General features: G+C 51.3%; 18 protein-coding genes. All 18 read left to right on the top strand.

Features of this window, described 5'->3' with window-relative positions:
* The first annotated feature begins 130 nt into the window (after positions 1–130).
* The 18 genes from E5Q11_RS17285 to E5Q11_RS17195 all read left to right on the top strand — a co-directional run bounded on the left by E5Q11_RS17285 (position 131) and on the right by E5Q11_RS17195 (position 11,187).
* Positions 131–742, top strand: coding sequence for a hypothetical protein (locus E5Q11_RS17285; protein WP_135804702.1), 612 nt, complete (start codon positions 131–133; stop codon positions 740–742).
* Positions 743–862: 120 nt separating this feature from the next.
* A complete protein-coding gene (locus E5Q11_RS17280) occupies positions 863–1,273 on the top strand; it encodes an Imm70 family immunity protein (RefSeq protein ID WP_135804701.1) in 411 nt (136 codons plus the stop codon).
* 55 nt (positions 1,274–1,328) lie between these two features.
* Positions 1,329–1,643 (top strand): PLDc N-terminal domain-containing protein, encoded by a 315-nt coding sequence (locus tag E5Q11_RS17275; RefSeq protein WP_135804700.1) that lies wholly within the window; start codon positions 1,329–1,331, stop codon positions 1,641–1,643.
* Positions 1,644–1,730: 87 nt separating this feature from the next.
* Complete coding sequence (locus E5Q11_RS17270) at positions 1,731–2,129, top strand: hypothetical protein (RefSeq protein ID WP_135804699.1); 399 nt, start codon at positions 1,731–1,733, stop codon at positions 2,127–2,129.
* Positions 2,130–2,210: 81 nt separating this feature from the next.
* Positions 2,211–2,621 carry a hypothetical protein gene (locus E5Q11_RS17265; RefSeq protein ID WP_135804698.1) on the top strand — a complete coding sequence of 137 codons (411 nt, stop codon included), beginning with the start codon at positions 2,211–2,213 and terminating at the stop codon, positions 2,619–2,621.
* Between the two features lie 91 nt (positions 2,622–2,712).
* Positions 2,713–3,360: a hypothetical protein gene (locus E5Q11_RS17890; protein ID WP_191964480.1), complete on the top strand. Its 648-nt coding sequence runs from the start codon at positions 2,713–2,715 to the stop codon at positions 3,358–3,360.
* Positions 3,361–3,458: 98 nt separating this feature from the next.
* Positions 3,459–3,731, top strand: coding sequence for a hypothetical protein (locus E5Q11_RS17255; RefSeq protein WP_135804697.1), 273 nt, complete (start codon positions 3,459–3,461; stop codon positions 3,729–3,731).
* Between the two features lie 544 nt (positions 3,732–4,275).
* Positions 4,276–4,590, top strand: a complete 315-nt coding sequence (locus E5Q11_RS17250; protein WP_135804696.1) for a hypothetical protein — start codon at positions 4,276–4,278, stop codon at positions 4,588–4,590.
* Positions 4,591–4,701: 111 nt separating this feature from the next.
* A complete protein-coding gene (locus tag E5Q11_RS17245; protein ID WP_135804695.1) occupies positions 4,702–5,052 on the top strand; it encodes a peptidase S41 in 351 nt (116 codons plus the stop codon).
* 1,303 nt (positions 5,053–6,355) lie between these two features.
* Positions 6,356–6,805 (top strand): hypothetical protein, encoded by a 450-nt coding sequence (locus E5Q11_RS17235; protein ID WP_135804694.1) that lies wholly within the window; start codon positions 6,356–6,358, stop codon positions 6,803–6,805.
* 90 nt (positions 6,806–6,895) lie between these two features.
* Positions 6,896–7,375 carry a hypothetical protein gene (locus E5Q11_RS17230; RefSeq protein ID WP_135804693.1) on the top strand — a complete coding sequence of 160 codons (480 nt, stop codon included), beginning with the start codon at positions 6,896–6,898 and terminating at the stop codon, positions 7,373–7,375.
* A gap of 450 nt (positions 7,376–7,825) precedes the next feature.
* Positions 7,826–8,242 (top strand): MAPEG family protein, encoded by a 417-nt coding sequence (locus E5Q11_RS17225; RefSeq protein ID WP_135804692.1) that lies wholly within the window; start codon positions 7,826–7,828, stop codon positions 8,240–8,242.
* 7 nt (positions 8,243–8,249) lie between these two features.
* Positions 8,250–8,645 carry a hypothetical protein gene (locus tag E5Q11_RS17220; protein WP_135804691.1) on the top strand — a complete coding sequence of 132 codons (396 nt, stop codon included), beginning with the start codon at positions 8,250–8,252 and terminating at the stop codon, positions 8,643–8,645.
* A gap of 105 nt (positions 8,646–8,750) precedes the next feature.
* Entirely contained in the window at positions 8,751–9,284 is a 534-nt protein-coding gene (locus tag E5Q11_RS17215) for a hypothetical protein (protein ID WP_135804690.1), read from the top strand.
* A gap of 97 nt (positions 9,285–9,381) precedes the next feature.
* Complete coding sequence (locus E5Q11_RS17210; RefSeq protein WP_135804689.1) at positions 9,382–9,756, top strand: hypothetical protein; 375 nt, start codon at positions 9,382–9,384, stop codon at positions 9,754–9,756.
* 187 nt (positions 9,757–9,943) lie between these two features.
* Complete coding sequence (locus tag E5Q11_RS17205; protein ID WP_135804688.1) at positions 9,944–10,315, top strand: hypothetical protein; 372 nt, start codon at positions 9,944–9,946, stop codon at positions 10,313–10,315.
* A 91-nt stretch (positions 10,316–10,406) separates the two neighbouring features.
* Positions 10,407–10,817: an immunity 70 family protein gene (locus tag E5Q11_RS17200; RefSeq protein WP_135804687.1), complete on the top strand. Its 411-nt coding sequence runs from the start codon at positions 10,407–10,409 to the stop codon at positions 10,815–10,817.
* A 55-nt stretch (positions 10,818–10,872) separates the two neighbouring features.
* The gene (locus E5Q11_RS17195) at positions 10,873–11,187 is read left to right on the top strand and encodes a PLDc N-terminal domain-containing protein (protein ID WP_135804686.1); all 315 of its coding nucleotides are present in this window, start codon (positions 10,873–10,875) and stop codon (positions 11,185–11,187) included.
* Positions 11,188–11,394 lie beyond the last annotated feature (207 nt).

Here is an 11,394-nt window from a genome sequence, read left to right as displayed (position 1 = left end):
GTCGTTCTGATTTCGCTATTGCCTAACAAGGCGCAGCAATTCGCGGCCGATGGCCGCCGGACGCCCTTTACATTGCGGCTGCGCCTCCATTACAAGGGCGCCGTTGTGCGCTGGCGTTAGGAGAGCAAAGATGCCTCAGCCTCTTTCTAGAGTGAATCCGAATGCCAGCATTGTGATAGGGAATGCGGGCGATAGGCCTTTGCTTCGACACCCTGAAATAGCAGCGTTGGCTGCCGAAGCTATTGCGTCGTGGGCCAACGTTGAAAGCTTCATGCTCAAACTATTCGTTGAAATGTTTGGTGGTAATGAAGCGTTGGCTACCAACATCTTTCTGTCGCTGAGTAATCAGTCGGCAAAAAATGACGCCATCAGGGCTGCCGCAGACTCCTTTTTCGAAAATGGGTCAGATGAGCTGGCAGTTTTCCGAGCACTTTTGGCTATAAGTAAGACGAATGAGAAAGACCGGAACAAGTTAGCGCATTGGACTTGGGGCGATAGCCCCAATCTCCCGGATGCCCTTTTGCTAATTGATCCACGGACAACAATTGGCGACCTAGATAAATCAAGCGTGTATGTGTATCGGGAGAATGATTTCCGCAGCATCATTGAAGCCAATGACCGGCTCTGCGGCTTTGGGCTCCGGTTCAAGTTTGTCATTTCTGGACATGTTGCCAACCAGGATGGCGAACTGTTGAGAGAGTTGATGAATGAGCCTGAGATCAGCCAGCGGATTGGGGGCTAAACTCCTAACAATTCATTCCAGTACGTTCCGGCCCTGGCGGGCCTCCACCGGACGGCCTTTTCTCCGCTTCACTACGCAAAGGCCGCCGCTGAATTTTGGCGTTAGCCATCAGGAGTAAACATGGCAGTAGGTATCACTGTAGGGCCAATAACCGCTGAAATTGGTGCTGCAAGTTTCGTGCATGCCTTTTTCTCTACAGTTAGCGTGCATTGTGAGCCGAACGGTTGGGGAACGCGGTATCCCCATTTGATGAATCATCTTTATCAGGGCTATCTATCTCATTCGCAGGCTGCCGAAGCCCTAGAAGAGCTTCAAGACGCTCATGCAGTGCTCGACAAGGTGTCGCCTTCAAAGGTCGTATGGGACGTGGAAGATCGCAGTGCTCAACCGCCTTGGGGCACGAACATATCATCCGACATTACAAGCCTTGGTAATTATTTTGTATCAAGCACTGGACGGGATTTGTTCGCACTCTTGGAAGAGATTTTGAAACTGTCTATTGATAGGCAAAAGGACGCCACTCTTGGCTAACAAGTCACGGAAGGCGGACGCGTGACACGCGCCGCTTCGTTTGGCGTTATATGTCATGAGTATCGTCGAACAAAGAATTATCTGGCTGGGTATGGCCATCATGCTGGGCTATCTGGTGGTTTATCAGTTTTTCTTAATCCCCCAGTTCAGTGGGAATGAGCCCTATGTCGGCGAGGCTGCGATAGCCTATTTGGGTTGGTTTACGGTGGGCATGACGTTCGCCTGTGTCGTCCTGCTTCTTCGTGACCTCAAGCGGCGTGACATATCGGGCAAGCCCGCTTGGTTTATTGGTATCGTGATTTTCACTTGGGTGGGTCTCCCGTACTATTTCTTCAAGCACGGGCGGCGACCCTTGTCCGATGCCACATAACCAGTCGCGTCAGTACGCGGCCGAAGGCCGCAGGACGCCCTGTTCAGGGCGCCTCTGCGCTCAGCGTTATGCATCTAGGAGGCTGACATGGAAGTTGTAGGCGTTGGGCCGAAGCACTCAGAGATGCGTCATGAGAGCGATATCTCGGGTGTTGTTCAATCAGCTGATGGACTCACAATTTTCATCAACACCGTTACAGAGAGCGGTCAGCGAATTGACCTGAAGGTTCATTTTCAGTGGGTACGCGGCTATCGGTATCTGGACGAGGGCGACCTTCAGTATTATTGGAAGACGCAGGAGTTCACTGTTCCCCAGCATGTGTTTAGGATTCTGTCCGGTGGTTGGTCAAATGGTGAAGCTTTGCAACCGGACACCCTCAGCGTTAGCACGGCCCTTGAAATCAAGGAGTGGTTTATAGCCACTACCAATGGATGCATGAACGTGCTGTCCGGCTCGGATCCAACAGTGGAGTACGTTAATGCATAACAAGTCACTGTTGACGGACAATTTTTCCGCCGCTTCGCGGCTCCAAAATTGCCGCAAAGTTCTGCGTTAATTGGTAATGATATGGAAGTTGTCGTCCAAGAAGAGGTAACCGGTTGCGGCATTGCGGCGTCCGCTGCGCTCGCCGGTCTCAGCTATGCCGAGGCCAAAGGTAGGGCCAACGCCCTGGGTATTTATGCCTCTGACACATCGCTTTGGTCGGATACAGAGTACGTTCGAAAGCTCCTGCGTGAATGGGGAGTATCGGTCTCTCCGAAAGAGACGCCCTTTGAGTCATGGGAGCGCTTACCCGACAAAGCACTTTTGGCCATCAAGTGGCGAATGGAGCACGGCAAACCATTCTGGCACTGGGTATTGTTCGTCAGAGAAGCTGGCCAAGGAATGGTGCTGGATTCCAAAAAAGCGCTGCGATCAAACATTCGCCAAGACTTCGGGCGCATCAAGCCCAAGTGGTACATTGAAATTACCAATTAACAAGTCGATTAAGTACGTTCCGGCCTGCGGCCTCCACCGGACGCCCTTGTCAGGGCGCCGCTTATCTTCGCGTTAAACGTAAGGGAGAGAAATGGATCTAGCTACGATCACAGCTTCTGGATTGTTGGCGCTACTGATAAATGTGATCGGGGCATTCTGGATCAAAGAGCGGCTTCGGCAGTCTATTAAGTATGAATACGATCAAGATCTGGCCAAGCTGAAAAGCCATCTAGATTTCGAGCTGGATAAGAAGAAACGTCGTTATGAAGGGAAGCTGGGTCAGTATAAGAAATACTTTGCCCTTATGGATTCTTATTCGCTGGAGCAGCGGCGCGCGCTGATGGACGGATTTCAGGAGGGAATCTTCAAGATTTTGGAGAACCCCTCGACCGAGAACACGATCGAATACATCAAAAAGACTCTCAGCCTCCAGAATGATATTTCAGATAAGTTTCTGATGTTCAAAAACGAAATGAATGGTCTGCGGCTAGAAGCCGGAGAGCCTCTGCTTAAGTTGATTGAGTCCTACGTCTCAGCTCTCGAAAAAGTACAGGAGAGAACGGTATCGTTCCTAAGCTGGATGAACGAGAACGCGACGACCTTTTTAGCCCAGCCAGAGGCTGCGCAACAAAAGGTTCAAGAATTCATGCAAGAAGAAGCTTCAGGAGAAGCTCAAGAATTGATTGATCTTCAGGAGCAAATCTTCAGGGAGATGCGGCGTGAGTTGGGCATCGTTTAACCAGTCAATTAAGTTCGTTCCCGGCCTGGCGGCCGTCCACCGGACGTCCCTGTCGGGCCGCCGCTTATTTCAGCGTTAAAGGCTAAAGGGAGTTTTCGGTGAAAAAGGAAGATCTTTCCCCTGAAGACCAGGCCTATTACAAGCTTTTTGAGTTCAAGCCGCTGCGAGTATTGCTGTATTTACTGGCAGTCGTTTATCTGGTGATTGTTTATGCGGTCGGCGGCTCCCAATTCAGCGGAGGCTTTTTCAGTGGCGCGATCGGAACTTTTGTTCTGATTCAGGGTATCGATCTCTCTCAAAGACGACTAATCCTCATTGGCGGCTTCCTGACAGTTGTGAGCGTCTTCCAGACAATTTTGTTGGTGCTGTAGTGGCTACCGAGCGCTTACTGCAAAAGCCTTTAACAAATAGTTGTAGTGCGTTTCGGGCCTGGCGGCCCTGCACCGGACGCCCTTGTCAGGGCGCCGCTAAACAAAAGCGTTAGCTGGTAGTGCCTTGTTCGTTTTTGGTGGCTGGGTGCCATTGGGCCTTGGCCGCGAACGGGTAGCAAAACCGGCAAGGTTGGTGGCTCGCCAAGGCCGTCGGAATTTGCAGTCAGATTGGCAGCTCAATCTGGTTCCGATGTTGGTATAGAAGTCGGTGCTAGCCTTGTGGGGCCGTTCACCGAAAATTGGGTCTGGACTGGCTACCCTGAAGTTCAGGTTCATCCACCGCATCAGTGGCGGTGGTTTATTAACGGCGCATCGGCGTAACTCGGTGCAAGGGCAGTGGCGCATGCCGTCTTGTTGGTTGCCAGGTATCGGGTTTCACAGTTACCCCCAGCTAACCAGTCGCTCAAGTTCGTTCCCGGCCTGACGGCCGTCCACCGGACGCCCTAGTCAGGGCGCCGCTTAGCTAAGCGTTAAGTGTAAAGCCATGATTGAAGTTGATACCAAAACTTGGTCTGTCCACGATCCAGATAGGATCTTGGAGGTAGCCTTGGGAAAATCTCATCTTTCTTCGGGGGTAGAGCCCAGAGAGGATTTACTGTTCTTCGAGCATAAGACCAAGCCAATAAGTGTCGATTTCGGGTTTTATGGTAATGAAACGACATTTAATGGTGAGTGGGTGGTGTACGTTATAAACACATCATTCGAAGAACCCTGGAGTCAGCCGCTTGAGAGAATGGCTTCAAGTAGTTTTTTAAAGGCCATCGAAAATGTTCAAAACACCGTGGCAAAATACACTTAACCAGTCATTCCAGTTCGTTCCGGCCCTGGTGGGCCTCCACCGGACGGCCTTTTCTTCGCTTCGCTACGTAAAGGCCGCCGCTGAATATTGGCGTTATACAAAGAGAACGTTATGACTCGAACTATTGCTCTATTCACTGTTTTCATCTTTATCGCAGGGTGCTCAGACGGTAATGGGCCGGAATCTGACCAGCCTGCCAGCTCCAATCAGGTATCTTTGCCCGAAAGCCCAAGTGAACGAGTCAACCTAACAGGTGAAATGTCATTTTGGATGTATGAGGGTGCTGCGGGCTGTTATGGGACCCTGGTTTCACAGGGAAAAGAGATCCAAGTGTGGGTAGACGCTGATACCTGCGGTGACCGTGAGTATGAGGAAAACCAACGTGCGACTCTGGAGCTCACCTTTAATCCCGACAACCAGTATGGGCCAGGGAAAACCTACACAATCACGAGTTTCGAGTAGTGTATAACAAGGCCATTCAGTCTGTTCCGGGCCGATGGCCCTCCACCGGACGCCCTTGTCAGGGCGCCGCTGATGGCTGGCGTTAGCTGGTAGTGCCTTGTTCGTTTTTGGTGGCTGGGTGCCATCGGGCCTTGGCCGCGAACGAGTAGCAAAACCGGCAAGGTTGGTGCCTCGCCAAGGCCGTCGGAATTCGCAGTCAGATTGGCAGCTCAATCTGGTTCCGATGTTGGTATAGAAGTCGGTGCTGGCCTTGTGGGGCCGTTCACCGAAATTTGGATCCGGACTGGCTACCCTGAAGTTCAGGTTCATCCACCGCATCAGTGGCGGTGGTTTTATTAACGGCGCATCGGCGTAACTCGGTGCAAGGGCAGTGGCGCATGCCGTCTTGTTGGTTGCCAGGTATCGGGTTTCACAGTTACCCCCAGCTAACCAGTCGCTCAAGTGCGTTCCCGGCCTGACGGCCGTCCACCGGACGCCCTAGTCAGGGCGCCGCTTAGCTAAGCGTTATCTGTTTGGTTTGGCGTAGTTTTTTGTTGGCTGTGTGCCCATTGGTTTCAAAGCGGCGTCATGATCGCAGCAACTCGATCATCGGCATTTTTGGCAACTCCGATGTTCGCCGTGTGGGGCAATCCGCCGATAACTCGGTTGTGATCTGCTAGTCTGAAGTTCAGGTTCGTTCACCGCATCACCAGCGGTGATTTCATCAAAGTGCATCAGCGGTTGCTGGTGCCAGGGCAGCGCAGTAGGCCGTCATGTTGTTAGCCAGGGATCAGGCCTCGCAATTACCCCCAGCTAACCAGTCGCGTCAGTACGCGGCCGAAGGCCGCAGGACGCCCTTGACAGGGCGCCTCTGCGCTCAGCGTTATGTAGGCATATGAGATGAAGTGCGAAATTTGCAATTCGCCGAAAGTGTGGACTTGGCGCCTGTACTTCAAAGCATCGATCGGTTCGACTACTTGCTCCGCCTGTGGAACGAAGCTGAAGCTAAAGCGGAATGGGAAATATTGGATTTGGCTTGGCCTATTTTTCTTGTGCCTATTTCCGATTTTCGCAATTTATACGAATATCGTTTTTTACGTCGCAGAGGCTCACCCTGGAGTATTTCGTCACGGTGCATTTAAGTTAGGCTTTTCAGCATTTTGTGGCTTTTCGGTGTTCCTTGCCTTTATTGTTCCGGATAAGTATTTCTTATCCAAGTGGGGTAGCTTGGGTGCCAAGGCTACATAACAATTCGCACCAGTACGCGGCCTGCGGCCGCCGGACGCCCTTGACAGGGCGCCGCTGTGCTCCGCGTTAGGGTCACATGAAAATAGTCACCGATACTCGACTCCCGGAGTTCAAGAGAATCGAACAACTGCTCTATGGCATCAACTATGAGGTTTGGCTAAACCTATATGGTCCATTTGATTCTGATCCGGGTTTAGAGGAAGCCCTGAAGGAAGAGGTGTCGAAGAACGCGCAAGTGTCAGGTGTAGCGTCATCCTCTCCGCAAGAGGCCAGAACCGAAATAATGGATATGATTCTCTACGAAGGGGACATAGGCCATGGCCCGGAAAATATAGATGAAAAACGCGAAGAGTTAATTTCCTTGGTAGATAAAGTTCTCACTGCCATCAATATTGAGGAAGCTGATTTGGTAGTAGGGTTTGGATTTCGCCAGGGGCATCCTGCATATCCAGTATTTTGGGACTTTGCCTATGATGTTCACTCAAGCGGGCAACGCTGGATACTCGTTGGCTCCAGCAGTGATTAGCCCTAACAATTCGCTGTTGCCGGACAATTTTTCCACCGCTACGCGGCTCCAAATTGCCGCAAAGCTCTGCGTTATATTTGAGGAGATAGTTTGAGTTTGTTCGAGACAATCAGCTTACTGGTATCGATAGTGGCAGTAATCATATCTGCCACTGCGTTGGTGCGATCAAGACGGAATCACGCACAATTGATAGAGCTTGAGCGAGTTCACGCTGAGTTGAGTCAAAGACAGATTGCTGAAATTGAAGAACGAGAGCGGCAGGCCAAGAAAGCGATGCTTCGCTGCCGGATGGAAAAGCAGGAAGATCATCACAAGTTTGTAATAACAAATACTGGCCAAGCCACCGCGAAAGATATTCACTTTGGGCTGGAGCAAGGTAACGAGCACAACCCACTGGTTCATGGTGACTTCGAAGATAAGATTCCTTTCCCATCATTATCTTCGGGCGATAGCTATTATCTCCTTGCCCACATCCCTCTCAGCGTTCGCCAGCCTGCGTACTTCATCTCTCTCCGGTGGGAGAATGAGGACGGAGAACAAGACCGAATACTGCAGACGGTGGCTCGATGAAATATAACCAGCCGCTGTTGCCGGACAATTTTTCCACCGCTTCGCGGCTCCAAAATCGCCACAAAGCTGTGCGTTAAATTGCAGGAATAGCATGCGAGTAGGGAGCTTTATTTTCGTTGTGGTTGGGCTTTTAGGAGCTTTTTTCAGCTTCTTGGAATTTTCTGGAGCCTCCCTTCCTTATCAGGATGCAACGCCAGAAATGTTGGAGCAGCAATCCGCTAACATTCAGTTTTGGGGAGCGTCACTGCTGGCAAACCTTTTTCTTCTCATTGTTGGCGGGTGGGGTTTATGGCGTACACGCCGCAGGAAATAATACATGGTCGTAGTCGGCGTGGAGCTGCAAATTAACAAAGCCATTAAGTCTGTTCCGGGCCGATGGCCCTCCACGGGACGCCCTTGTCAGGGCGCCCCTTATGGCCGGCGTTATGCACAAAAAATCAGGAGTCACGGATGAGTTCTAGTCATATTTTTTGGCCTGTGTTGGCACAAGTCTTCCTAACCTTGGTGATGTTTATCGTTCTCGGTGCGAGAAAGGCCAAGGCAGTGAAAAGCGGCAAGGTCAACCGCCAGCAAGCAGCCCTGGATAATCGGGTGTGGCCAGACGATGTTGTTAAGGTTTCCAACAACATTGCCAATCAGTTTGAGATTCCGGTTCTTTTCTACGTTCTCTGTTTTGTTCTATACAGTATCAACGCTGCCGGATCTCTCGCAGTGTTTCTGGCGTGGCTCTTCGTCGTGAGCCGGTACGCCCATGCATACGTGCATGTGACTTCAAACTATATACCAGTGAGGCTGCCTCTCTTCATGACCGGAGCCTTTGTCTTGTTGGCTATGCTGGTTGTATCGGTCTGGAATTTGGCCGCATGACGCATGCTTGCATAACAAGGCAATCAAATTCGTTCCGGCCTTCGGCCTCCACCGGACGCCCTTGTCAGGGCGCCGTTTATTGCTCGCGTTAATGGCTCAGGCCGTCTTCATTTTTGGCGAGCTCAGTGCAAAGGCCTTGGCACCTGGTTTGGCTGCAAAGCCGCTTATGGTGATGATGGCCAAGGCCGGAAAAGTTGCTGTCGGGGTTGGTTGCCAAAGTCACCTGCAGCATGGTTATTCATGGCGTGCCCCAGTCGCGGGGCCGTCCAGTTCAAACAGTAATCGGGCTGGTTCGGTTTGCGTTCTGGTTCCTTTCGCCATCCGTCTGGTTGGTGCAAGCTGTTCGGGAGAGGGCATGCAGCGCTGGGTGCCAGGGGAGACCTTGGTGGTGACCGGCCACTAACCAGCCGGTCAACCGGACGCCAAAAGCGTACCGCATTTGGTTCCCTCCGCTGCGCTCCGGCGCCGGTTACCTTAGCGTTATGTGTATTTCTAGTTGAGGGGTTAGATGGAATCGGTTCAGGTAGCATTAAATCCGCTGGATTGGTCTGGTGTTTCAGCAATCACATCAATCCTGATGCTTTTCATCAATTTTTTCTTACTCGTGTCGGTAATTTTTGCTTACCGCACCATCAAAGAAGAAGTGAAGAATCGAGACAGTACATTGCTACTTTGGGCAATGGATGAAATGTCAAAGATCAAGTCAGACCTATCATTGCTTCGTGATGCAGGTGACTATGCGAACGGCGAGCTGGGGAGCGAAGAGCACGAGGTTGCTTGGTCCAAAGAAACCGTTGATGCAGCGTATCGTGTCAGTATCGCGATGCAACGGTTGTCCTATATGGCTATGTCTGGGCTTATAAGTCGAGAGCATTTTTCCAAAATGTGGGGGCCTGCTTTTGCGAAGGCATGGGATTCGTTGGAGCCATATATCCATCACAAGCGCTTCCTCAATGGTGAGCCTTTGACTCTCGCAGAGGGCGCCTACAGCAGGAATGATTTCGAAAAATACGCCCTGTACTGTAAGGATCTAAACACATAACAAGGCCAGGCACGGCGACGTCTACTACATTGCGGCTTCGCCTCCATTCCGTAGCCGCGCATGCTGGCTGGCGTTATACCTTTGTGATTAGGCTTCTATGAAGGGACTCGACGTAAAAGAAATTCTCATTGCGGTGGGGGCTTTTGTTGTCCTAGGCCTGGTAATGAAAATTGTATCTCTGACTGTGGTCAGTAACATTTTTTCAGCGTTCCTGCCCGTCTCAGATTACTCAGCCATCTATCTCGCGCTATTCGTGACAATCGCTTTGACTGGTTTTCTCGTGGGCAAGCTCATTGCGGTCCGGGTTAACGGCAACCCCTACGCACACGCTTTAGCGGTTTCAATTATTGCTGGAACTTACAGGTTATTTTTCCCAGACTTTGACCCGCTTCCTATCCTGCTGGTGGGTATATTTGCTCTACTCAGTTTCATGGGAATCATGGTCGGAGCGCATGCGTCACTCCGCAAATAGGTATAACAAGTCGCTTAAGTCTGTTCCCGGCCTGGCGGCCGTCCACCGGACGCCCTTGTCAGGGCGCCGCTTAGCTAAGCGTTAGATTTCTAGGATTGTCATGGAGTTATCTAAAGCTCAAATAGGCAAATGCGGTGAACTTTTAGTTCAGTACCGCCTCCTATTGTGTGGGATAGAGTCTGCTCCAATGAGCACAGATACAGGCGTAGACCTTGTTGCTTTCTCCCCCAAGGATGGCGATGCCCGGACAATACAGGTGAAGACCAACCATAGGGCAAAACCAGGCGGCGGCTCAGGTAAGGCTGCTTTAGACTGGTGGCTGCGTGAGGATTCACCCGCTGAGCTTGTCGCTTTCGTCGATCTTTCCAGCGAACACGTCTGGCTAATGACCCATTCAGAGGTTAGCGAAGTCGCGCAGCAGCACTCGGGAGGTCGTTTTCACCTTTATATGTACACTGATCCAACGGTAAAACCGCGGAAAAAAGATCGACTCAGCCATCAATGGGAATTTGAGCGGTTTCTTCTTGAGAATCATGTGCATAACACTTTCAAAATCTAACCAGTGCAGGCACGGCGACGCCCTTTACATTGCGCCTTCGGCTCCATTCCATGGGCGCGCATGCTGCAAGCGTTAGCCATTAGGAGTGAACATGGCAGTAGGTATCACTGTAGGGCCAATAACCGCTGAAATTGGTACCGGAAGTTTCGTGCATGCCTTTTTCTCTACAGTTAGCGTGCATTGTGAGCCGAACGGTTGGGGAACGCGGTATCCCCGTTTGATGAATCATCTTTATCAGGGCTATCTATCTCATTCGCAGGCTGCCGAAGCCCTAGAAGAGCTTCAAGACGCTCATGCAGTGCTCGACAAGGTGTCGCCTTCAAAGGTCGTATGGGACGTGGAAGATCTCAGTGCTCAACCGCCTTGGGGCACGAACATATCATCAGATATTACAAGTCTTGGTAATTATTTTGTATCGAGCACTGGACGGGATTTGTTCGCACTCTTGAAAGAGATTTTGCAACTGTCTATTGATAGGCAAAAGGACGCCACTCTTGGCTAACAAGTCACGGAAGGCGGACGCGTGACACGCGCCGCTTCGTTTGGCGTTATATGTCATGAGTATCGTCGAACAAAGAATTATCTGGCTGGGTATGGCCATCATGCTGGGCTATCTGGTGGTTTATCAGTTTTTCTTAATCCCCCAGTTCAGTGGGAATGAGCCCTATGTCGGCGAGGCTGCGATAGCCTATTTGGGTTGGTTTACGGTGGGCATGACTTTCGCCTGTGTCGTCCTGGTTCTTCGTGACCTCAAGCGGCGAGACATATCGGGCAAGCCCGCTTGGTTTATTGGTATCGTGATTTTCACTTGGGTGGGGCTCCCGTACTATTTTTTCAAGCACGCGCGGCGACCGTTGCCAAATGCCATATAACCAGTCGCTGTAGTACGCGGCCGATGGCCGCCGGACGCCCTTTTCATTGCGGCTTCGCCTTCATTACAAGGGCGCCGCTAAGCTCAGCGTTAGGAGGCACTATGGCCCAACATCCGGCTCGAAGCGCCATGGAAGCTTCCTTGAAAGCAATAGTTGTCCCCGAACTGCGCAGTCGAGGTTTTAAGGGTTCTTATCCTCATTTCCGCC

It is taken from the genome of Marinobacter confluentis, from assembly GCF_004785685.1.
Lineage (GTDB): Bacteria > Pseudomonadota > Gammaproteobacteria > Pseudomonadales > Oleiphilaceae > Marinobacter > Marinobacter confluentis.
The sequence above is the reverse complement of the archived record's forward strand: the minus strand, read 5'-3'. Positions and strand labels throughout refer to the sequence as shown.

Excerpts from the sequence above, each read along its gene's own strand:
- E5Q11_RS17205 (WP_135804688.1), top strand. The coding sequence starts at position 9,944 with ATGAGCACAGATACAGGCGTAGACCTTGTTGCTTTCTCCCCCAAGGAT.
- E5Q11_RS17245 (WP_135804695.1), top strand. The coding sequence starts at position 4,702 with ATGACTCGAACTATTGCTCTATTCACTGTTTTCATCTTTATCGCAGGG.
- E5Q11_RS17280 (WP_135804701.1), top strand. The coding sequence starts at position 863 with ATGGCAGTAGGTATCACTGTAGGGCCAATAACCGCTGAAATTGGTGCT.
- E5Q11_RS17275 (WP_135804700.1), top strand. The coding sequence starts at position 1,329 with ATGAGTATCGTCGAACAAAGAATTATCTGGCTGGGTATGGCCATCATG.
- E5Q11_RS17285 (WP_135804702.1), top strand. The coding sequence starts at position 131 with ATGCCTCAGCCTCTTTCTAGAGTGAATCCGAATGCCAGCATTGTGATA.
- E5Q11_RS17195 (WP_135804686.1), top strand. The coding sequence starts at position 10,873 with ATGAGTATCGTCGAACAAAGAATTATCTGGCTGGGTATGGCCATCATG.
- E5Q11_RS17210 (WP_135804689.1), top strand. The coding sequence starts at position 9,382 with ATGAAGGGACTCGACGTAAAAGAAATTCTCATTGCGGTGGGGGCTTTT.
- E5Q11_RS17890 (WP_191964480.1), top strand. The coding sequence starts at position 2,713 with ATGGATCTAGCTACGATCACAGCTTCTGGATTGTTGGCGCTACTGATA.
- E5Q11_RS17235 (WP_135804694.1), top strand. The coding sequence starts at position 6,356 with ATGAAAATAGTCACCGATACTCGACTCCCGGAGTTCAAGAGAATCGAA.
- E5Q11_RS17270 (WP_135804699.1), top strand. The coding sequence starts at position 1,731 with ATGGAAGTTGTAGGCGTTGGGCCGAAGCACTCAGAGATGCGTCATGAG.
- E5Q11_RS17200 (WP_135804687.1), top strand. The coding sequence starts at position 10,407 with ATGGCAGTAGGTATCACTGTAGGGCCAATAACCGCTGAAATTGGTACC.
- E5Q11_RS17265 (WP_135804698.1), top strand. The coding sequence starts at position 2,211 with ATGGAAGTTGTCGTCCAAGAAGAGGTAACCGGTTGCGGCATTGCGGCG.
- E5Q11_RS17225 (WP_135804692.1), top strand. The coding sequence starts at position 7,826 with ATGAGTTCTAGTCATATTTTTTGGCCTGTGTTGGCACAAGTCTTCCTA.
- E5Q11_RS17215 (WP_135804690.1), top strand. The coding sequence starts at position 8,751 with ATGGAATCGGTTCAGGTAGCATTAAATCCGCTGGATTGGTCTGGTGTT.
- E5Q11_RS17250 (WP_135804696.1), top strand. The coding sequence starts at position 4,276 with ATGATTGAAGTTGATACCAAAACTTGGTCTGTCCACGATCCAGATAGG.